At 70.7% G+C, this 20,402-nt stretch carries 17 protein-coding genes; 13 read left to right on the forward strand and 4 right to left on the reverse strand.

The window, feature by feature from the left end; translation table 11 throughout:
* Positions 1-63 precede the first annotated feature (63 nt).
* Complete coding sequence (locus BEK98_RS37405) at positions 64-1,305, forward strand: GNAT family N-acetyltransferase (protein WP_094221209.1); 1,242 nt, start codon at positions 64-66, stop codon at positions 1,303-1,305.
* 10 nt (positions 1,306-1,315) lie between these two features.
* On the opposite strand, the gene BEK98_RS37410 is transcribed toward BEK98_RS37405, so the two are convergent.
* Together BEK98_RS37410 and BEK98_RS37415 are read right to left on the reverse strand one after the other, a co-directional pair.
* Positions 1,316-2,125 carry an Fpg/Nei family DNA glycosylase gene (locus BEK98_RS37410; protein WP_094221210.1) on the reverse strand — a complete coding sequence of 270 codons (810 nt, stop codon included), beginning with the start codon at positions 2,123-2,125 and terminating at the stop codon, positions 1,316-1,318.
* A gap of 134 nt (positions 2,126-2,259) precedes the next feature.
* A complete protein-coding gene (locus BEK98_RS37415; RefSeq protein WP_094221211.1) occupies positions 2,260-2,745 on the reverse strand; it encodes a ribose-5-phosphate isomerase in 486 nt (161 codons plus the stop codon).
* Between the two features lie 203 nt (positions 2,746-2,948).
* Here BEK98_RS37415 and BEK98_RS37420 point away from each other — a divergent pair, with 203 nt between their 5' ends.
* Positions 2,949-4,376, forward strand: a complete 1,428-nt coding sequence (locus tag BEK98_RS37420; RefSeq protein ID WP_094221212.1) for an amino acid permease — start codon at positions 2,949-2,951, stop codon at positions 4,374-4,376.
* Positions 4,377-4,434: 58 nt separating this feature from the next.
* Here the strand turns inward: BEK98_RS37420 and BEK98_RS37425 are convergent, their stop codons facing one another.
* Positions 4,435-6,090, reverse strand: a complete 1,656-nt coding sequence (locus tag BEK98_RS37425; RefSeq protein WP_425276645.1) for a serine/threonine-protein kinase — start codon at positions 6,088-6,090, stop codon at positions 4,435-4,437.
* 207 nt (positions 6,091-6,297) lie between these two features.
* On the opposite strand from BEK98_RS37425, the gene BEK98_RS37430 reads away from it, so the two are divergent.
* Together BEK98_RS37430 and BEK98_RS37435 are read left to right on the forward strand one after the other, a co-directional pair.
* Complete coding sequence (locus BEK98_RS37430; protein ID WP_094221214.1) at positions 6,298-7,014, forward strand: LPXTG cell wall anchor domain-containing protein; 717 nt, start codon at positions 6,298-6,300, stop codon at positions 7,012-7,014.
* Positions 7,015-7,092: 78 nt separating this feature from the next.
* Positions 7,093-8,430, forward strand: coding sequence for an FAD-binding oxidoreductase (locus BEK98_RS37435; RefSeq protein ID WP_094221215.1), 1,338 nt, complete (start codon positions 7,093-7,095; stop codon positions 8,428-8,430).
* Here BEK98_RS37435 and BEK98_RS37440 read toward each other — a convergent pair.
* Positions 8,417-8,998 carry a biotin transporter BioY gene (locus tag BEK98_RS37440; protein WP_094221216.1) on the reverse strand — a complete coding sequence of 194 codons (582 nt, stop codon included), beginning with the start codon at positions 8,996-8,998 and terminating at the stop codon, positions 8,417-8,419. The two genes, BEK98_RS37435 and BEK98_RS37440, sit on opposite strands and share 14 nt — an antisense overlap.
* 443 nt (positions 8,999-9,441) lie before the next feature.
* Here BEK98_RS37440 and BEK98_RS37445 point away from each other — a divergent pair, with 443 nt between their 5' ends.
* From BEK98_RS37445 to BEK98_RS37485, 9 genes are all read left to right on the forward strand, one after another.
* A complete protein-coding gene (locus tag BEK98_RS37445) occupies positions 9,442-10,641 on the forward strand; it encodes an ROK family transcriptional regulator (RefSeq protein WP_094221217.1) in 1,200 nt (399 codons plus the stop codon).
* A 209-nt stretch (positions 10,642-10,850) separates the two neighbouring features.
* The gene (locus BEK98_RS37450; protein ID WP_094221218.1) at positions 10,851-11,894 is read left to right on the forward strand and encodes an ABC transporter substrate-binding protein; all 1,044 of its coding nucleotides are present in this window, start codon (positions 10,851-10,853) and stop codon (positions 11,892-11,894) included.
* Entirely contained in the window at positions 11,891-12,739 is an 849-nt protein-coding gene (locus BEK98_RS37455; RefSeq protein ID WP_094221219.1) for an ABC transporter permease, read from the forward strand. The genes BEK98_RS37450 and BEK98_RS37455 overlap by 4 nt, the downstream gene beginning before the upstream one ends.
* Positions 12,715-13,449 carry an ABC transporter ATP-binding protein gene (locus BEK98_RS37460; protein ID WP_094221220.1) on the forward strand — a complete coding sequence of 245 codons (735 nt, stop codon included), beginning with the start codon at positions 12,715-12,717 and terminating at the stop codon, positions 13,447-13,449. The genes BEK98_RS37455 and BEK98_RS37460 overlap by 25 nt, the downstream gene beginning before the upstream one ends.
* Positions 13,446-14,780 (forward strand): LLM class flavin-dependent oxidoreductase, encoded by a 1,335-nt coding sequence (locus BEK98_RS37465; RefSeq protein WP_094221221.1) that lies wholly within the window; start codon positions 13,446-13,448, stop codon positions 14,778-14,780. The genes BEK98_RS37460 and BEK98_RS37465 overlap by 4 nt, the downstream gene beginning before the upstream one ends.
* A gap of 41 nt (positions 14,781-14,821) precedes the next feature.
* The gene (locus BEK98_RS37470; RefSeq protein WP_094221222.1) at positions 14,822-15,712 is read left to right on the forward strand and encodes a TauD/TfdA dioxygenase family protein; all 891 of its coding nucleotides are present in this window, start codon (positions 14,822-14,824) and stop codon (positions 15,710-15,712) included.
* Positions 15,713-15,834: 122 nt separating this feature from the next.
* Positions 15,835-17,223 (forward strand): amino acid permease, encoded by a 1,389-nt coding sequence (locus BEK98_RS37475; protein ID WP_094221223.1) that lies wholly within the window; start codon positions 15,835-15,837, stop codon positions 17,221-17,223.
* A gap of 121 nt (positions 17,224-17,344) precedes the next feature.
* Positions 17,345-17,992 carry a superoxide dismutase gene (locus BEK98_RS37480; protein WP_094221224.1) on the forward strand — a complete coding sequence of 216 codons (648 nt, stop codon included), beginning with the start codon at positions 17,345-17,347 and terminating at the stop codon, positions 17,990-17,992.
* A gap of 190 nt (positions 17,993-18,182) precedes the next feature.
* Entirely contained in the window at positions 18,183-20,402 is a 2,220-nt protein-coding gene (locus BEK98_RS37485) for an MMPL family transporter (protein ID WP_094221225.1), read from the forward strand.

The raw sequence follows: 20,402 nt of genomic DNA on the forward strand, positions 1-20,402 counted from the left end.
ATCGCGCCGCCGCCCGGGAGAAATTCGCTGGCTCGTCCCGCAATGCCCTGATAGGCATGGCTCATGGCGACTGACCGTGCGACCGAGTTGAAGGTGCTGCGCCCCGAGGAGTGGGACGGGTGGTGGGACAACCTGGTCCGTGCCTTCGGCGCGGGCGCAGCGTCGCCCGAGGAACGTGAACTGGACAAATCACTCACCGAGTTCGACCGTTCCCTGGCCGCCTGGGACGGTGACCAGCTGGTGGGGACGGCGGGAGCGTTCAGCTTCCGGATGACCGTGCCGGGCGGGGCCCTGGTGCCCGCCGCGGGCGTCACCATGGTGAGCGTGGCCGCCACGCACCGGCGGCGCGGGGTGCTGACCTCGATGATGCGGCGCCAGCTGGACGACGTGCGCGCGTGGGGCGAGCCGCTGGCGGTGCTGACCGCCTCCGAGCCGGCGATCTACGGCCGGTTCGGGTACGGCGCCGGGACCTTCCAGCTGCACGCCGAGATCGACACGGGCCGGGTGACGCTGGCGCTGCCCGCAGGTACCGATGACGTACGACTGCGGTACGCGACGCCCGCCGACGTCCTCGCCGAGTGCGAGGCGGTGTACGCGGCGCTGGTGCCGCGCCGGCCCGGGATGCTGGCCCGGCAGCCCGGCTGGGAGCGGGTGGGGCTGCTCGACCCGGAGAGCGAGCGGGGCGGGGCGTCCGAGCTGCAGTGTGTGGTGGCCGAGCGGGACGGCGTGGTCACCGGGTACGCCCGCTTCCGCACCAAGCTGGGCTGGGGGCCGAGCGGGCACGACGGCACGGTGTCGCTGGAGGACCTCGCCGCGCTGGACCCGGCGACCGACGCGGCGCTGTGGCGCTTCCTGTTCGGCATCGACCTGATGACGACCCTGACCGTGCGGGGGCGGCCGCTCGACGACGCCTGGCAGTACATGGTCTCCGACATCCGGCGCTGCAGGCCGCGGTTCCGCGACTCGTGCCACGTCCGGCTCGTCGACGTCGGTACGGCGCTGACGGCGCGTACGTATCAGGCGCCGGTGGACGTCGTGTTCGAGGTGGAGGACGCCTTCTGCCCCTGGAACGCGGGGCGTTGGCGGCTGACCGGCGACAGCAAGGGCGCGTCCTGCGAGCGTACGACCGACTCGGCCGATCTCAGCCTGTCCGTACGGGAGTTGGGCGCGGCCTACCTCGGCGGGGTGACCCTGCTGTCGCTGGCGGCGGCCGGGCGGGTACGGGAGCTGCGGCAGGGGGCGCTGGCGGAGGCGTCGGTGGCGTTCGGCTCACCGGTGGCCCCGTGGCTGCCGCACGGCTTCTGACGGCCCCTGCTCAGGGTTTCTGGCAGGTCGGGCACCAGAAGAGGTTGCGGGCGGCGAGGTCGGCGGTGCGGATCTCGGTGCCGCAGATGTGGCACGGCAGGGTGGCCCGGCGGTAGACGTACACCTCGCCGCCGTGGTCGTCCACGCGGGGCGGGCGGCCCATCGCCTCCGGGGTGTGCTCGGGGCGGACGGTGTCGATGCGGTTGTTGCGCACGCCCTCGCGCATGAGCGCGACGAGGTCGGCCCAGATGGCGTCCCACTCGGCGGGGGTGATGTCCCGGCCCGCGCGGTACGGGTCGATGCGGTGCCGGAAGAGGACCTCGGCGCGGTAGACGTTGCCGACGCCGGCGATGATCTTCTGGTCCATCAGCAGTGCGGCGATGGTCGTACGGCTGCGGGTGATCCTCCGGTGTGCCGCGCTGGGGTCGGCGTCCTCGCGGAGGGGGTCGGGGCCGAGGCGGTCGTGTATCGCCTGCTTCTCGTCGTCCGTGATGAGCGCGCAGGTCGTCGGGCCGCGGAGGTCCACGTACGACGTGTCGTTCGCGAGGCGGAGCCGGACGGTGTCCGTGGGCGGGGGTGCGGGGGTGGGGCCGAAGTCGACCTTGCCGAAGAGGCCGAGGTGGATGTGGACCCAGTCGGTGTCGCGGAACCGGAGGAAGAGGTGCTTGCCGTGGGCCTCGGTGCCGGTGAGGTGGGCACGGTTCAGGAGGTCGGCCGCGTCCGAGAACTTGCCCTGGGGGCTGGTCACCCGCGGGTCGGTGCCCTGGAAACGCTCGGCGTAGTCCTGGGCCAGCCGGTGGATGGTGTGCCCTTCTGGCAAGGCGGAGGTGTCCTTTCCTACCGATTCATTCTCACCTGCCTCGCCCCGCCCTTTGCCCACCCTTGTCAGCCGACCGAGTCGGGTGGGTGGGCGGGCGAAGGGGGGTCTGGGGGCGGAGCCCCCAGGGGGCGCCGTTACTGCTGGGGGTGGTGGGGCGGGATCGGGGGGAGGTCGCCGGTCGTCTCGTAGGCCGACAGCATGTCGATGCGGCGGATGTGACGCTCGTCACCGGAGAACGGCGTGTTGAGGAAGACCTCGACGAACTTGGTCGCCTCCTCCGTGCTGTGCATCCGCGCACCCACGGCCACGACGTTCGCGTCGTTGTGCTGCCGCCCCAGCGAAGCCGTCTCCTCGCTCCAGGCCAGCGCCGCCCGCACACCCTTGACCTTGTTCGCGGCGATCTGCTCCCCGTTGCCGGAGCCGCCGATCACGACACCGAGAGCCTCGGGGTCCGCCGCCGCCTTCTCCGCTGCACGCAGGCAGAAGGGCGGGTAGTCGTCCTGGGCGTCGTAGATGTGGGGCCCGCAGTCGACGGGCTCGTGCCCCGCCGCCTTGAGCCATTCGACGAGGTGGTTCTTGAGTTCGTAGCCCGCATGGTCGGAGCCGAGATACACGCGCATGGGACGAGTGTGACACGCCTGATCCCGGGCAGCAGCCTCGGGTGCCGGCCCGGAAAAATGTGAATCGAGCCATAGAACCTCAAGGAAACCTCAAGTAACAATCTGGATTCAGAGGTTCCCGGATTCGTTCACCTCGGTTTCACTGGACCGGCTCGTACACCGCTCGTACGGGCAGCTCCACCTGGCGTAAAGGAAATCCGTCCATGACCCCTGGTTCGGGCCTTCAAGCAGGACTGAAAAACCGCCATCTGTCGATGATCGCGATCGGTGGCGTCATCGGAGCCGGCCTCTTCGTCGGTTCCAGTTCCGGTATCGCTACCGCGGGACCGGGCATCCTCCTCTCGTACGCCCTCGTCGGCACGCTCGTGGTGCTGGTGATGCGCATGCTCGGCGAGATGTCCGCCGCCAATCCGACCTCCGGTTCCTTCTCCGCGCACGCCGACCGTGCGCTGGGACGCTGGGCCGGCTTTTCCATCGGCTGGCTCTACTGGTTCTTCTGGGTCGTCGTGCTGGCCGTGGAGGCCACCGCCGGCGCGAAGATCCTCGAGGGCTGGATGCCGGCCGTCCCGCAGTGGGGCTGGGCGCTCATCGTGATGACCGTCCTGACCGCGACCAACCTGGTCTCGGTCGGCTCCTACGGCGAGTTCGAGTTCTGGTTCGCCGGCATCAAGGTCGTGGCGATCGGCGCGTTCATCGTCGTCGGCCTGCTGGCCATCTTCGGTGTCCTGCCGGGCGTGCACGCCGACAAGGCGAGCTTCGGCAACCTGACCTCCGCCGGCGGCTTCCTGCCGCACGGACCCGGGGCCATCCTCACCGGTGTGCTGCTGGTCGTCTTCTCCTTCATGGGCAGCGAGATCGCGACGCTGGCGGCCGGCGAGTCGGAGGACCCGCAGCGCGCGGTCACCAAGTCGACCAACAGCATCATCTGGCGTATCGGCGTCTTCTACCTGGGCTCGATCCTGGTCGTCGTCTCCCTGCTGCCGTGGAACGACCCGTCGATCGCGAAGGACGGCTCCTACGTCGCCGCCCTGAACTCCCTCGGCATCGCGCACGCCGGTGAGCTCATGAACTTCATCGTGCTCACCTCGGTGCTGTCCTGCCTGAACTCGGGCCTGTACACCGCCTCCCGGATGGCGTTCTCGCTCGGTCAGCGTGGTGACGCCCCGAAGGTGTTCGCGAAGACCACCTCGCGTGGTGTCCCGCTGGCGGCGATCATCGCGTCCGTGCTCTTCGGCTTCGTCGCCGTCTTCTTCAACTACAAGTTCCCGGACTCGGTCTTCCTCTTCCTGGTCAACTCCAGTGGTGCGGTGGCCCTGTTCGTGTGGCTGGTCATCTGCTTCTCGCAGCTGCGCATGCGGAAGATCATCCAGCGGGAGGCGCCCGAGAAGCTCGTCGTCAAGATGTGGCTCTACCCCTACCTGACCTGGGCGACGGCCGCACTGATCGTGTTCGTCCTCGGCTACATGCTGACGGACACGAAGGGCGAGAGCAGTGGTCGTACGACGGTGCTGCTGTCCGTGCTGGTCGCGGCGCTCGTGGTCGGCATCGCCGTGATCAAGGAGAAGGTCGTCGGCCGCCGGGCGGTTCCCGCCGCGGAGGCGGAGCCGGCCGACAAGGTGAGCGTCGGCTGATCCGGCCCACCGCCGCGTTTTCGGGGAGGGAGTCCTTCGGGGCTCCCTCCCTCGCGTTTCACAGGACCGTGAACGTGTCCTTGACGCGGTCGTAGAGGCTGATGGCCTGCCCCTCGATCGCCGGCTGGTACCAGGTGTTGATCTGGTACGACTTCCCGTCCGCGTCGAAGCCGAGCAGGCGGGCGTGCCAGGGGGTGCCCTTGAGGGTGAAGGTGTACTCCCAGACGACCGCCGGGTACCCCTGGAATCTGGTCTCCGCCAGCCGGATCTTGACGTAGTCGCGTCCCTGCTGGGCGTCCTTCTCCGAGCGCTTCCAGGTGTCCAGGAGGTCGCCCCGGGCCAGCGAGGACTTGCCGACGAGTTCCTGCCGCGCGTCGGGCGAGGTGTAGTGCACCTCGGCCCCCGTCTTCACGTCCCGCCGCCACCCCTTGGGCGGCACCCAGGCGAACCCGCCCGCCTCCGTCCTGGCACCGGGCGGCGGGCTGTGCGGCCGCGAGGTCCCGTCGACGGTCGGGGAGACCGTCGGGGAGACGGCCGCAGAAGCAGCAGAGGACGCCGTGGGCGACGAGGCCACTGTCGTCCCGCCACCCGCCCCCTCCCGCCGTCCGCCGCCTCCGGACGTGGCGGCCAGCACGGCGACCACGACACCCACGGCGACGACCCCGAGCACGGCGAGCAGCGCGGTCCGGCGGGGGTGCGGGCCGACGGCGGTCTCGGGTTCCGCGGTGGGTTCGGGTTCCGCGGCGGGTTCGGGCGGCGCGCCCCCGAACTCGTCGGATGACCCACCTCCAGGCCCCTCCCCTGCGGGGGCGCCCTCGGCGGCTCCTGGGGGCTCCGCTCCCAGACCCCCGTTTCCCACCCGCCCACTCGTCTCGGTCGGCTGAACCGGCTCGCTCCTGAAGGGCACGGTCGGTACCGGCGGATACACCACCGCTCGCAGGGCCTGCTCCACCTCCGCGAGCCCGGGCCGGGCCGACGGGTCCTTGGCCAGGAGAGCGGCGAGGAGGTCACTCAACGGGCCTGCTGACGGCGGGAGTCGGGGCTCCTCGTACAGGACCGCGTGCAGGGTGGCCAGCGTGGTGTCGCGGGAGAACGGGGAGTTGCCCGCCAGGGCCGCGGAGAGGGTCGCGCCGAGGGACCACAGGTCGGACGGCGGGCCCTGACGGCGGCCGGAGATGCGCTCGGGGGCCATGTAATCGGGGGAACCGACGAGCATGCCGACCATCGTGAGGGCCTTGGCGTCCTGGATGGCGGCGATGCCGAAGTCGGTGAGGACCACGCGGCCCGCTCCGGACTCGACCAGGACGTTCCCCGGTTTGATGTCCCGGTGCAGGACGCCCCCGGCGTGCACCTGGCGGAGCGCCGCCACCAGGCCCAGCCCGATGCCCGCGGTCTCGCGCGGGCTCAGCGGGCCCTGCTCGGTCATGATCCGCTCCAGGGAGCGGCCGGGGATCAACTCCATGACGATCCACAGGCGTTGCCCCTCGTCCACCACGTCGTAGACGCGCACGACGTTGGGGTGGTCGATCCGGGCCGTCGCCCGGGCCTCGCGCAGGGTGCGTTCGCGGTGGGTGCGACTGTCCTCCGCGGCGTGCCCGTCGACGCGTATCTCCTTCACCGCGACCAGCCGGTCGAGTATTTCGTCGACGGCCCGCCACACCCGCCCCATTCCCCCCTGCCCGATGCTTTCGACCAGCCGATAGCGCGCGTTCACCAGGAGCCCCGGAATCCCGCCGGCTCCCGGTTCTCCCGCTTCCCCCATATTTCCCGGCAATGCGTCGCACCCCCCTCAACGACCGCCTCTGCTGAAACACAATGGTCACACTTCGCGCCGTACCAGCATAGTGCGGGGAAATCTTGTGGTACCTCTTCAAGTACTGCGAATTCAGGCGCAGTCCAGGGGGTTGCAAGGGGGGCGAACATGAGTTCTCGTCGCAGGGCGGGCATCGCGGGATCGCTGGTCACGGCATCTTTCTCGGCCGTGCTGGTCCTCGCCTGCACGGCCGTGGCCGATGACCAGGGACCGGGCAGCGGCAAGGGAGGAAAGGCGGTCGACGAGGCACCGGCGGGCGTGCAGCTTCGTACGCTGCTGCCGGAGAAGATCTCGGTCGACAACAGTTCGAAAAAGACGGCGATTACCGCCACGGTGAAGAACGAGGGAACCAAGGACAGCGGCGACATCCGGCTTTTGGTGGTCGGATTCGACGGGTTGCGGATCGCGGGCGTTCAGGGGTGCTCGGCGATCGCGGAAAAGGACCTGCCGGAAGGTTCGAACAGTGGTTTCAGTTGCCCGGTCGGTTCGCTTGCGGCCGGGCAGTCCAAGTCGTACGCGGTGCAGGCCACGTACGACTTGAGCAAGGCCGGGAAGATCTGTCTGCCCGTGCAGACCACGGACGGGAAGAAGACGTTCTGGCAGCAGGGCCCGGTGCCCTTCGGCACGACCAACCCGTCGCCGAACGCCCCGGCCACCCCGCTGCTCCTCGGCACCGACAACAAGCCGGTCGCACCGGGCGGCGACGAGCTGCCCAAGACCGGTGTGGGGCGTGACGTGCTGCCCCTGGGCGCCGCGGGCGCCGCGCTGATCGCGGCCGGCGCGGCCGGAGTGTGGTGGTCGCAGCGCCGGCGGCAGGAGGCCTGAGCCGCACCACGACAACCGCGGAACATCGGCCGCATAACCTGACGGAAGGTGTCAGGTTATGCGGCCATCGTGTGCGTCATGACCTTCGTGAACAGCGACGACGACAACGCGGACCTGCTTCTCCTCCGCTCGGGCGACTCGGGCTACGAGGACGAACTCGCCGGATTCCAGCTCGGGTTCACCCAGCGGCCCGCCGTGGTCGTGGCCGCCCGCTCGGCCGCCGACGTGGTGGCCGCGGTGCGGTACGCGGCCGCCGAGAACCTGCCCGTCGGCGTCCAGGCGACCGGGCACGGGCTGCCCGGTGGCAGCGAGGGCGGGGTGCTGGTCACGACCCGCCGGATGGACGGGATCACCGTCGACCCGGCGGCCCGGACCGTCCGGGTGCAGGCCGGGGTGCGCTGGGGTCAGGTGGTCGCGGCGGCCGAGCCGTACGGGCTGGCGCCGCTGAACGGATCGGCGCCGAGCGTGGGCGCGGTGTCGTACACCCTCGGCGGCGGACTTGGCATCCTGGCACGGGAGTTCGGGTACGCGGCGGACCATGTGCGGTGGCTGGAGGTCGTCACCGCCGACGGCGAGCTGCGGCACGTGACCCCGGACTCCGACCCCGATCTGTACTGGGCGCTGCTCGGCGCCGGGCAGAACTTCGGCATCGTCACCGAGCTGGAGATCGGCCTCGTACCGGTGCGGACGCTGTACGGCGGCTCGGTCTCCTTCGAGGGGCGGGTGGTGGACCCGGCCGAGGCGCTGCGGGCGTACGAGGCCTGGACGCGGACCGTGCCGGACGGGCTGACCTCGTCCTTCGCCGCCGTACCGTACCCGGATCTGCCCGCGCTGCCGCCGCATCTGCGGGGACGGTACGTCGTCTCGATCCGGGTCGCCTACACGGGCGCCGACGGTGAGGAACTCGTCGCCCCGCTGCGGGAGATCGGGCCGGTGCTCACGGACTCGCTGCGTGTGATGCCGTACGCCGAGAGCCACACCATCCACAGCGACCCGGACTTCCCGCACGCCTACTACGGTGACAGCGCGGTGCTGCGGGAGCTGGACGTGGAGCGGGTCGGGAAACTGCTGAGGATGACCGGGCCGGACGCGCCCAGGATGTGTGTCGTCCAGGTCAATCACCTGGGCGGGGCGCTCGGCCGGCCGGCGCCGAACGCGGTGCCGTACCGCGAAGGGCGTTTCCTGGTGCGGCTGTTGACCGGCGGCGAGCGGGAGCAGGCGCGGGCGGTGCTCGACCCGGCGTTCGCGCTGCTGGCGGACGACACCCTCGGCCGCTCGCTGAACTTCGCGTTCGGGGGCGGGGACCGGAGTGCGGGTCTGTACGACCCGGAGACGCACAAGAGGCTCGCCGGACTGAAGGAGCAGTACGACCCGGCGAACCTCTTGTGCAGGAACTACGGATTCAGCGCTTGCTGACGAACTTCCAGGCGGTGGGCAGCACGCCCATCGCCAGGGCGGCCTTCAGGGCGTCGCCGATCAGGAACGGGGTGAGGCCGAGGGAGATCGCCTGGGAGGCGGACAGGTCGGCGGCCAGGGCCAGGTAGGGGACGCCGACGGCGTAGATGATGGCCTCGCCGAGGATCATCGTGCCGGCCATGCGCAGTGCGGAGCGGTCGGCGCCGCGGCGGGCCAGCGCGCCCACGGCCGCGGAGGCGAGCAGCATGCCGATGACGTAGCCGAAGGAGACGGCGCCCGAGCCGGAGGTGCCGCCCGCGAACCACGGCACGCCGACGACGCCCGCGACGGCGTACAGGGCGAGGGAGAGGAAGCCGCGGCGGGCGCCGAGCGCGGTGCCGACGAGCAGCGCGGCGAAGGTCTGGCCGGTCACCGGCACCGGGGAGCCGGGCACCGGCACCGACAGCTGGGCCGCGAGACCGGTGAGCACGGCGCCGCCGAGCACGAGGGCGGCGTCGCGCACGCGGGACGCGGGACGGATGTCGGCGAGGACGGCGCCGGGGCGGGCGGCGACGGTGGCGGTGCTCATGGGGACTCCGCGAGTGGTGTGGGCACGTGGGAACACCGTGACGCTATACCGGCCGCCGCGCGCCGATCACCGTCAGTGCTCGACAAAGGCGGTCATCGGCCCTTGGTGGGCTCCGGACAAAGGATGCGGGTTACACCGGGTACGGCGTGATACCGGTCACTGAGGTGAAGTGGTGCATGGTACCTGGGGAGCTGACACCGCGTCTGTAGGGTTCCACCAAAGGCCCGGTGGCCGTCTCGCCCGTCGGTCGCCGTCTGGGCAGCGCGGGGGCGCTTTGCTAGCTTCGAACGCATGGTTGCCCAGGCCCGGAACTTCACGTCGCGTCGCTATGTCGACCTGCGACGCCAGGGCGCTGCCACCTGTCGCCGCCCGGGGTAGCGGCGCTCTGCGGGGCGCCTCTCCTTTCCGAGACGTGTCGGCCCCGCTTCCGAGGACGGTTCTCCATGCCCCGTACCGCGGCATCCACCCTTGTCTCCCCCGTTCCCCGTGCCGCCGACAGCGACCGGCGGCGGACCAGTGCCAGCGTCGTGCTGCGGTCCGTGCTGGAGCACGGGCCGGTGGCGCGCAGCACCATCGCCCGGCTGACCGGGCTGTCGCCCGCGTCGGTGACCGAGCACTGCGCCCGGCTGGCCGGGCTCGGGCTGATCCACGAGGAGGCGGCGCCCCGCCGTTCGAACGGGGTCGGCCGGCCGCACGTGCCGGTCGACCTCGACCGTGACCGGTTCGTGGTCGGCGGGGTGCACGTGGCCGTGCCGTACACCACCGTCGCGCTGCTGGACCTGCGCGGCCGTGTGGTGGCCGAGCGGCGGCTGAAGCACGAACGGACCGATCCGGGCTGGGTGCTGGCCCGGGCCGCCGAGGGCCTGACGGCGCTGCTCGCGCGGGCGCCGGGCCGCCGGCCGCTGGGGGTCGGGGTCGCGGCCGGCGGCTGGGTGGACCGGGAGACGGGCACCGTCGTCGAGCACGAGCTGCTGGGCTGGCGCGAGGTGCCGGTGCGGGAGCTGCTCGGCGCCCGCACCGGGCTGCCGGTCCAGGTGGACGGGCACGCGCGGGCGCTGGTCAACGGCGAACGGCTGTTCGGGCGGGCCCGGGGCAGCCGCAGCGTGCTGCATCTGTTCGTCGGCAACGTGGTCGACGCGGCCTTCGCCACCAACGACGAGGTGCACTACGGGCCGCGCTCCCAGGCCGGTGCGATCGCCCATCTCCCGGTGCCGGGCGGCACCGAGCCGTGCGGCTGCGGGCGGACCGGCTGCCTCCAGGCGGAGCTGAGCGAGCGGACGTTGTGCCGGCGGGCCCGGGAGGCCGGGGTGATCGACGGGGTGAACCCGATGCACGTGCTCGCGGCGGCGCAGGCCGGGGACGAGGTGGCGGTACGGCTGCTGGTGGAGCGGGCGCGGATGACCGGGCGGGCGGCGGGGCTGCTGCTGGACGTGCTCAATCCGGAGACGGTGGTCGTGACCGAGGTGGGTGTCATGCACCGGGAGGACTGCCTGACCGCGCTGCGCGAAGCGGCCGGAAATCACCGGTCCGCGGCCGTGCTGCCGACGAGTTTCCCGGATTCCGTGCTGGCGGTCGCGGGCGGCTCCGTGGTGCTGGACGCGCTGTTCCGGGACCCGTTGGGTGCGTCACCTGAGGCTATTTAATTCAGAAACTCGGAATGTTGACAGGCGTCGCTCATGGCCGGGAACATCCTGGTCATGAGCCCGCTCACGAGCTGTCGCACCCTCTGTTGCTGACACATTGCCGCGCATGAAGCGCGTGTTTCTCGCTGCGTGAGTTTTTCCTGCTCCGGCTTGCCTTCCCGGAATTCCTCCTGCCTTTCCGCTCGCTCTTTTTCCCCGGGAGTCCTCCCATGCACCGTCGTGTCTTTCTCACGTCCCTGCTCTGCGCGTCCGCCGCCGTCGCCGGCCTCAGCGGCTGCGCGGACGGCAGCGCCGCCGCCGACACCAGGGGCGCCGCCACCAAGCCGCTCGCCGACAAGGTTCCGTCCGGCACCAGCCTGAAGATCGCCTCCTACCAGGGCACGCAGCAACTGCAGTTCAGACTGGCGAAGCTGCCCCCGCTGCCGTTCACCGTGTCGAGCTGGGTCAACATCGGGGCCGGTCCGGACGTCATCAACGCGTTCCGCGCCAAGTCCCTGGACCTCGCCAACAACGCGGGCATCCCGCCGATCCAGGCGCACTACCAGGGTTTCGACGCGAAGATCGTCGCGATCAACATCACCCGCAAGCCCAACTACCTCTTCGCCACCAAGCCCGGCAGCGACATCCGCACGGTCGCGGACTTCAAGGGCAAGAAGCTCGCCTTCTCCCAGGGGCAGGCGCAGGGTGTCGTACTGCTGCGGGCGCTGAAGCAGGCGGGCCTGAAGTACGACGAGGTGAAGCTGGTCCCGCTGACCAGCAACCAGTTCCTGACCGCCCTGCAGTCCGGGCAGGTGGACATCGCCCCGCTCGCCAACAGCCAGGCACCCGCCTACCTCAAGCAGTACGAGGGCAAGGGCGCCCACACCATCCCCACCGACGTCGTCGACCTGCTCAACCTGCTGTGGGCGCCGCAGTCCGTGCTGAACGACCCGGCGAAGGCCGCGGCGATCGCCGCCTACATCCCCGAGTGGGCCAAGGGCCAGGTGTGGCAGTACGAGCACCCGGACGTGTGGAACGAGGAGTTCTACGTGAAGACGCAGAACCTGACCCTCGACCAGGCCCGGGGCATCAGCAAGCTCGCCAACAAGCCTCTCTTCCCGCCCAGTTGGGACGAGGCGATCAAGTGGGAGCAGGAGACCGCCGACCTGCTCGCCGAGGGCGGCTTCGTGAAGAAGTTCGACGTCTCCTCGCTCTTCGACCACCGCTTCGAGTCCCTCGCCGCCAAGGCCGTACCGGCGGAGTATCGGAGGTGAGCGCCGTGACCACGACGACGACCGCCGTGGCGGCCACGGCCGCCGGGGAACTCCCCCAGGTCCGCCGGCGCCGCCGCCTCTCCCCCGGCCGCCGCCTGCCCGCGGCCCGGCTGGCCGGCCCGCTGCTGCTGGTCGCCCTGTGGGCCGCCGCCTCGGCCGCCGGACGGCTGGACCCGGGCGCCATCCCGGCGCCCTGGACCGTGCTGCGAACGGGCGTCCACCTGTGGACCGACGGCACGCTGCCCACCGACATCCTGACCTCGCTGGAGCGGGCCGCGTACGGCTTCGTGATCGGCCTGACCGCCGGCGTCGCCCTCGCGCTCGCCTCCGGGCTCAGCCGGGCCGGGGAGGCGCTGATCGACGGGACCGTGCAGCTCAACCGGGCAATCCCGACCCTCGGTCTGATCCCGCTGTTCATCCTCTGGCTGGGCATCGGCGAGACCTTCAAGATCGCCATCATCGCGATCGTCGTCTACATCCCGCTCTACCTGAACACGCACGCCGCGCTGTCCGGCATCGACAGCCGGTACGTCGAACTCGCCGAGGTGCAGGGCCTGTCGAGGTTCGCCTTCATCCGGCAGATCGTGATCCCGGGGGCGCTGCCCGGATTCTTCGTGGGACTCCGGCTCGCCGTCACCGGCTCCTGGCTGGGCCTAGTGGTCCTGGAGCAGATCAATGCCACCAGCGGCCTCGGCTATCTGATGTTCCAGGCGCAGAACTACGGCCAGACCCACGTCATCCTGGTCGGCCTGCTGATCTACGGCATCTTCGGACTGGTCTCCGACAGCGTGGTCCGGCTGATCGAACGGAGGGTGCTGTCGTGGCGCCGCACACTGAACAGCTGACCCGGCCCGCCGTCCAACTGCGCGGCCTGACCCGGTCGTTCGAGGAGCGTACGGTCCTCGACGGCATCGACCTCGACCTGCCCGCCGGCCAGTTCACGGCCCTGCTGGGGCACAGCGGCTCGGGCAAGTCCACCCTGCTGCGAGCCGTCGCGGGCCTCGACCACGGGGTCGCGGGCAGCGGGCAGCTCACCGCGCCCGAGCGGGTGTCGGTCGTCTTCCAGGACTCCCGACTGCTGCCCTGGCGCCGGGTACTGGACAACGTACTGCTCGGCCTGGACGGCAAGGACGCCGTCGAGCGTGGCCGTTCGGCACTGGCGGAGGTCGGCCTCGAAGGGCGGGAGCGGGCCTGGCCGGGCGAGCTGTCCGGCGGCGAGGCACAACGGGCCGCGCTCGCCCGCTCCCTGGTCCGCGAACCCGAACTCCTGCTGGCCGACGAGCCGTTCGGCGCACTGGACGCGCTCACCCGGATCCGGATGCACCATCTGCTGCGCGAGCTGTGGGAGCGCCACCGGCCCTCGGTGCTGCTCGTCACCCACGACGTGGACGAGGCGATCGTGCTCGCCGACCGCGTCCTCGTCCTGGACCAGGGCCGGATCGGCCTCGACCTGACCATCGACCGTCCCCACCCGCGCTCCTACCGCGAGCCGGTGCTGGGCGAATACCGCGAGCGGCTGCTGGCCGCACTGGGCGTCACGGAGGATCATCAGTGACACAGAGAAGGCTCCACCTCAACGCGTTCCTGATGAGCACCGGCCATCACGAGGCATCGTGGCGGCTGCCGGAGAGCGATCCGTACGCGCACGTCGATCTGGACCACTACGTGCGGCTCGCCCGGATCGCCGAGCGCGGCACCTTCGACTCGCTCTTCCTGGCCGACGGCCCGCACCTGTGGGGCAGCATCGCCCAGCGCCCGGCCGGCGCCCTGGAACCGCTCACCCTGCTCACCGCCCTGGCGACGGCCACCGAGCACATCGGTCTGATCGCCACCGCCTCCACCTCCTACAACTCCCCCTACAACCTGGCCCGCAAGTTCGCCTCGCTGGACATCATCAGCGGCGGCCGGGCCGGCTGGAACATCGTGACCACGGCGGGTGCCGAGGCCGCGCGCAACTTCGGCCTGGACGCGGAACCCGCGCACGCCGAGCGGTACGCCCGGGCCGCCGAGTTCCTCGACGTGGCCCTCAAGCTCTGGGACAGCTGGGAGGACGACGCGATCGTCGCCGACAAGGCGGCCGGGGTCTGGGGCGACGACGCCAAGATCCATCCGCCCCGGCACCAGGGGACGTACTTCAGCGTCGAGGGCGCGCTCAACGTGCCGCGCTCCCCGCAGGGCTATCCGCTGCTGGTGCAGGCGGGCTCCTCCGAGGACGGCAAGGCCTTCGCCGCCCGGTACGCGGAGGCGGTGATCACCGCCCAGCAGACACTGCGGGACGCGCAGGCCTTCTACGGCGACCTCAAGTCCCGTACCGCACAGGCCGGAAGGGACCCCGAGCACATCAAGGTGCTGCCCGGCATCGTCCCGGTGATCGGCGCCACGGAGGCCGAGGCGCGGGCCGCCGAGCAGTTGCTGGAGGACCACATCGTGTACGACCACGGGGTGAGCCGCCTGGAGAGCCTGCTGCAACTGCCCTCCGGAACACTGGAGTTGGATGCCCAGCTCCCCGCCGACCTGCCGCCCGAGTCCGCCATCGAGGGCGCCAAGAGCCGCTACACGCTGATCGTGGAGCTGGCCCGGCGCGAGCGGCTGACCGTACGGCAGCTGATCGGACGGCTCGGCGGCGGACGCGGGCACCTCACCTTCGCCGGGACACCCGAGCAGGTCGCCGACCAGATCGAGACCTGGTTCACCCAGGGCGCCGCCGACGGCTTCAACATCATGCCGGCGGTGCTGCCCTCCGGTCTGGAGACGTTCGTCGAGCACGTCGTACCGATCCTGCGCACCCGCGGCCTGCTCCGCACCGCCTACGGCCCCCGCCAGACCCTGCGGGAGCGCTACGGCCTCCCCCGCCCCGCCAACCAGCACACCGCAGCCCTCGTCTGACTCGCATGACTCATCCGACTCGTCTGAAAGGACCAGCGACCATGTCCATCGGGATCACCAAGGTCACCGCACGCATCGGCGCCCGGGTCTCCGGCGTCGACATCACCCGGCCCCTCGCCCCGGAGCAGGTCGCCGCGCTCCGCGAGGCCCTGAACGCCCACAAGGCGCTCGTCTTCGACGCCCAGGGCCTGGACGACGCCGGCCAGCAGGCCTTCGCCCGGCACTTCGGCGACCTGACCACCGCCCACCCGACGGTCGGCGCCGTCGAGGGTGCCCCGAACGTGCTGCCCGTGGACAGCGAGCGCGGCCGCGCCAACCACTGGCACACGGACGTCACCTTCGTCCTCAACCCGCCGCAGGCCAGCACCCTGCGCTCGATCACCGTCCCGCCGTACGGCGGCGAGACCCTGATCGCCAACGCGGCCGCCGCCTACCGCGACCTGCCCGAGCCGCTGCGCCGGCTGGCCGACACCCTGTGGGCCGAGCACACCAACGACTACGACTACGCGGTGCCGGACGAGGAGATCGACGAGGAGAAGGCGGCCCAGCGCGCCCAGTTCACGTCCATCGAGTACCGCACCGCGCACCCGGTGGTCCGCGTCCACCCGCTGACCGGCGAACGCGGGCTGTTCATCGGCGGGTTCGCGCAGCGGATCACCGGCCTGTCGGTGGGCGAGTCCCGCAGGATCCTCGACCTGCTCCAGGCGTACGTCACCCGCCCGGAGAACATCCTGCGCTGGCGCTGGTCGGAGAACCAGCTGGTCCTCTTCGACAACCGGATCACCCAGCACTACGCCATCGACAACTACGACGGGCAGCCGCGCCGTCTGCACCGGGTGACCGTCGCCGGTGACGTCCCGGTCGGCATCGAGGGCAAGGAGAGCTACTCGATCGAGGGCGACGCCTCGCACTACACACCCGTGGCCGCGTAACGTCGCACTCACCCTGCGTACAGGGGGTGTCCGCATACTGGGCGGCTCGTTCGCGTGAGCGGACGGGCCGCCCAGACTGTGGGCGTTTTTGCCCACTCTTCAGCACTGGACGAGCCGCGCCGATGCCCAGCACCACCACCGAGACGCCACCGCAGCAGCGGGACGGTGTCTCCCTCTCCCACGGTCTCAAGCAGCGCCACCTGTCGATGATCGCCCTCGGCGGTGTGATCGGCGCGGGCCTGTTCGTCGGCTCCGGCGCGGGTATCGCCGCGGCCGGACCGTCCATCGTGCTCGCCTTCACCCTCTCCGGCCTCCTGGTGATGCTGGTGATGCGGATGCTCGGCGAGATGTCGGCCGCCCACCCGTCCTCGGGTTCCTTCTCCGCGCACGCCGAGCGGGCGATGGGCCCGTGGGCGGGCTTCACCGCGGGCTGGTCCTTCTGGGTGCTGCTGTGCACGGCCGTCGGCCTGGAGGGCATCGCCGCCGCGAACATCGTCACCGGCTGGCTGCCGGGCACCCCACAGTGGGCCTGGGTCGCCCTGTTCATGCTGGTGTTCTGCGGGGCGAACCTGGCCGCGGTGAAGAACTTCGGCGAGTTCGAGTTCTGGTTCGCGGCCCTGAAGGTCGGCGCGATCTCGCTCTTCCTCGTCCTCGGCGGGCTGGCCATCGCCGGCGTACTCCCCGGCACGGACGCCCCGGGCACCGCGAACCTCACCCACTTCTTCCCGCACGGCGGCGAGGGTCTTATCGTCGGCCTGCTCGCCTCCGTCTTCGCCTACGGCGGCCTGGAGACGGTCACGATCGCGGCCGCCGAGTCCGAGAACCCGGTCAAGGGCGTGGCGAGCGCGGTCCGCACGGCGATGTGGCGCATCGCGCTGTTCTACATCGGGTCGATGGCGGTCGTGATCACGCTCGTCCCGTGGGACTCGAAGGACATCGCGAACCCGGACAAGGGGCCGTACGTCGCCGCCCTCGACCATCTCGGCATCCCCGGCGCCGGCCAGGTGATGAAGGTCGTCGTCCTCGTCGCCCTGCTCTCCGCGATGAACGCCAACATCTACGGCTCCTCGCGCATCGCCTACTCGCTGGTGGAGCGGGGTCAGGGCCCCAAGGTCCTGGCGAAGGTCTCCGGCGGGGTCCCGCGCATCGCCGTCCTCACCTCCTCCGTCTTCGGCTTCGTGTGCGTGCTGCTCAGCTACTGGCGGCCGGACGACGTCTTCCCCTGGCTGCTGAACATGATCGGCGCGGTGATCCTGGTCGTCTGGATCTTCATCGCGGTCTCCCAGCTGGTGTTGCGGCGGCGCGTGGAGCGGGAGGCGCCGGAGAAGCTGGTCGTACGGATGTGGGGGTTCCCCTGGCTGACGTGGGTCGCGCTGGCGGGCATGGCGGCGATCTTCGTGCTGATGGCGCGGGAGGAAGGCACCCGCGTTCAGCTGTACTCGACCGGTGGGATGACGTTGTTCCTCGCGGCCGTGGGGTACGTGTGGCAGCGGGTGCGGGCCAGGTCCTGACCTCGCCCTTCCCCTTCGAGCCCCTCCCGAAAGACCCCCGCGGTGCACCCGCGGGGGTCTTTTTGTTGCTAGCGTGTAGTTGCAAGCTCTTTGCAATAAGAGGTTCGAAGGGGAACGACCCATGCCCATCTACACGCTGCCCGACCTGCCCTACGACTACTCCGCGCTCGCCCCCGTGATCAGCCCCGAGATCATCGAGCTGCACCACGACAAGCACCACGCCGCCTATGTGAAGGGCGCCAACGACACGCTGGAGCAGCTCGCCGAGGCGCGGGACAAGGAGTCGTGGGGCTCGATCAACGGCCTGGAGAAGAACCTGGCCTTCCACCTCTCCGGGCACATCCTGCACAGCATCTACTGGCAGAACATGACCGGCCCGAAGGACGGCGGCGGCGAGCCTCTGGCGCAGGACGGTGTGGGTGAGCTGGCGGAGGCGATCAGGGAGTCCTTCGGTTCCTTCGCCGCCTTCAGGACACAGCTGTCCAAGGCGGCGGCCACCACCCAGGGTTCGGGCTGGGGTGTGCTGGCGTACGAGCCGCTGAGCGGGCGGCTGATCGTGGAGCAGGTCTACGACCACCAGGGCAACGTCGGCCAGGGCACGACCCCAATCCTGGTCTTCGACGCCTGGGAGCACGCCTTCTACCTCCAGTACAGGAACCAGAAGGTGGACTTCGTCGAGGCGATGTGGCAGGTCGTCAACTGGCAGGACGTGGCCCGCCGGTACACGGCGGCCAAGTCCCGCACGGACGTGCTCCTGCTCGCCCCCTGAGGCGCCCCGAAGTGTCCTGCCTCGTGATCGTCTTCTCACCCTTCACGTTGGCAGGCGGATGAAAGGAGGCCCCCGCGAGGACCTGACTCGCGGGGGTCTTCCCCACCCCGGGGGTCCACCGATCGGCTGACGGCAAGTTCAACCGAGCACCCGTGTCCGCCAAATGCCCTGCTCAGCAAGGCTTTTGGGTATGAACTCACTGACTGTGCGCATGGCGCGCTGGAGCGCCAGGCATCCCTGGCGGGCCCTCCTCGGCTGGCTGCTCTTCGTGGCGCTGTGCCTGGGCGTCGGCAGCGCCGTAGGCACCAACAGCGCGAAGACGGCCGACTACCGGGTGGGCGAGGCCGGCCGGGCCGAGACCATGGCCGACGAAGGGCACCTGGGACGCCTGTCCACCGAACAGATCCTGATCTCCGCCCGGTCGGGCCCCCTGGACGAAGGACCCGCGGCTTCCGCCGTCCGCGAGCTGACCGGACGCATGCGGCACCTGCCCGAGGTCGCGGACGTGGCCGACCCGGTGCGGTCCTCCGACGGACGCGTCCTCATGGTCGAGGTGTCGCTCAAGGGCGAGGAACTGGACGCCGACCACAAGGTCGGCGCGCTCCTCGCGCAGACCCGGGCGGTACAGCGGGCACACCCCGGCCTGCTCGTGCAGGAGACCGGATCCCCCTCCGTCAGCAAGGGAGTCGACCAGCAGCGCGACGACGACCTGGCCCTGTCCGAGAAGATCAGCCTGCCCGTCACCCTCGTCACCCTGCTGATCGTGTTCGGCTCACTCACCATGGCCGCCGTACCGCTGCTGCTCGCGCTGTCGTCGATCGCGGCGGCCGTCGGACTGGCGATGGTCGCCTCGCACCTCACCCCCGACGCCGGGGTCGGCAAGAACGTCATCCTCATGATCGGCCTCGCGGTCGGCGTCGACTACACGCTCTTCCACCTCAAGCGGGAGCGGGAGGAGCGCGCCCGCTCCGGTGGCCGGCTCGGGACGGAGGCACTGGTGGAGCTGGCGGCGGCGACGTCCGGGCGGGCCGTCGTCGTCTCCGGTCTCGCGGTCGTCGCCTCCACCGCCACGCTGTACCTGGCCTCGGACGTGATCTTCTCCTCGCTCGCCACCGGCACGATCGTGGTCGTACTGGTCGCGGTGGCCAGCTCCCTGACCGCGCTGCCGGCACTCCTGACCGTGCTGGGCAAGCGGGCCGAGCGCAGGGAGCGGATGGGGGTCCCCCCGCTCGAGCGAAGCCGAGAGTGGGGGAGGGCGGTGCACGGCAAGCCCGCCCGGCGCCCGCGCGGCGGGAGGGACGGCTGGTTGTGGTCCGCGCTGCTGCGCCCCGCCGCCCGGCATCCGCTCGCCACCCTGTGCTGCTCGGTCCTCGCCCTGCTCGCCCTCACCCTCCCCCTGACCGGCCTGCGGATCACCGAGATGAGCCGGGACACCCACTCCCGCGCGATCCCCGAGATGCGGGTGTACGACCGGCTCAACGCGGAGTTCCCCGACCGGCGGGTCGCCCACCAGGTCGTCGTACAGGCCCCTGCCTCGCGCTCCGCCCAGGTCACCTCGGAACTGCGCGCACTGGCCCACCGGGCCGCCGCCGACCCGCTGTTCACCGACTACGCCCGCATCCGCACCGCCGCCGACCACCGCACCAGCACCCTGGAGCTGCGGGTGCCGTACCTGGGCAACTCCCCTCAGGCCGAGGCCTCCCTGAAGCATCTGCGGCACGACTACCTGCCCGCCACGGTCGGCCGGATCAGCGGCGCGCGGTACGGCGTGAGCGGTGACGTGGCCCGCTACGCCGACTATCCGGCCCATCAGGACGGCAAACTGCCCCTGGTCCTGGGCGCACTGCTGCTGGTGACGTTCCTGATGACGCTGTACGCGTTCCGCTCGGTCGTGCTCGGCGTGCTCGGTGTCGTACTGAACCTGCTGTCGGCGGCGGCCGCGCTCGGTCTGCTCGTGCTGGTCTTCCAGCACACCTGGGCCGAGGGGCTGCTGGACTTCCGCTCCACCGGGTCGATCGGTTCGCGGGTGCCGCTGTTCCTGTTCGTGATCCTCTTCGGTCTGTCGATGGACTACCAGGTGTTCGTGGTCAGCCGGATCCGGGAGGCGGTGCTCGCCGGCACGCCCACCCGGCAGGCTGTCGTCGAGGGCGTCCGGCGGTCGGCGAGCGTGGTGACCAGCGCGGCCGTGATCATGACGACCGTCTTCGTGAGCTTCGTCTTCCTGCACATCATCGAGATGAAGCAGATCGGATTCGTGCTCGCCGCTGCCGTCCTGCTGGACGCCTTCGTGGTGCGCGTGCTGATCCTGCCGGCGGCCCTGCTGCTGTTCGGCGCGCGCGCCTGGTGGCCCGTGCGGCCGTCGGAAACCGAGGTCCCCGGCCCGAACCCCGCGCTGGTGGACGTAGGTTGA

Origin of the sequence: Streptomyces diastatochromogenes, assembly GCF_002242805.1 — a bacterium.
Taxonomy (GTDB): Bacteria; Actinomycetota; Actinomycetes; order Streptomycetales; family Streptomycetaceae; genus Streptomyces; species Streptomyces diastatochromogenes.

Coding starts and splice junctions, on each gene's coding strand:
- BEK98_RS37405 (WP_094221209.1), top strand. CDS start 64: ATGGCGACTGACCGTGCGACCGAGTTGAAGGTGCTGCGCCCCGAGGAG.
- BEK98_RS37415 (WP_094221211.1), bottom strand. CDS start 2,745: ATGCGCGTGTATCTCGGCTCCGACCATGCGGGCTACGAACTCAAGAAC.
- BEK98_RS37420 (WP_094221212.1), top strand. CDS start 2,949: ATGACCCCTGGTTCGGGCCTTCAAGCAGGACTGAAAAACCGCCATCTG.
- BEK98_RS37430 (WP_094221214.1), top strand. CDS start 6,298: ATGAGTTCTCGTCGCAGGGCGGGCATCGCGGGATCGCTGGTCACGGCA.
- BEK98_RS37435 (WP_094221215.1), top strand. CDS start 7,093: ATGACCTTCGTGAACAGCGACGACGACAACGCGGACCTGCTTCTCCTC.
- BEK98_RS37440 (WP_094221216.1), bottom strand. CDS start 8,998: ATGAGCACCGCCACCGTCGCCGCCCGCCCCGGCGCCGTCCTCGCCGAC.
- BEK98_RS37445 (WP_094221217.1), top strand. CDS start 9,442: ATGCCCCGTACCGCGGCATCCACCCTTGTCTCCCCCGTTCCCCGTGCC.
- BEK98_RS37450 (WP_094221218.1), top strand. CDS start 10,851: ATGCACCGTCGTGTCTTTCTCACGTCCCTGCTCTGCGCGTCCGCCGCC.
- BEK98_RS37470 (WP_094221222.1), top strand. CDS start 14,822: ATGTCCATCGGGATCACCAAGGTCACCGCACGCATCGGCGCCCGGGTC.
- BEK98_RS37475 (WP_094221223.1), top strand. CDS start 15,835: ATGCCCAGCACCACCACCGAGACGCCACCGCAGCAGCGGGACGGTGTC.
- BEK98_RS37480 (WP_094221224.1), top strand. CDS start 17,345: ATGCCCATCTACACGCTGCCCGACCTGCCCTACGACTACTCCGCGCTC.
- BEK98_RS37485 (WP_094221225.1), top strand. CDS start 18,183: ATGAACTCACTGACTGTGCGCATGGCGCGCTGGAGCGCCAGGCATCCC.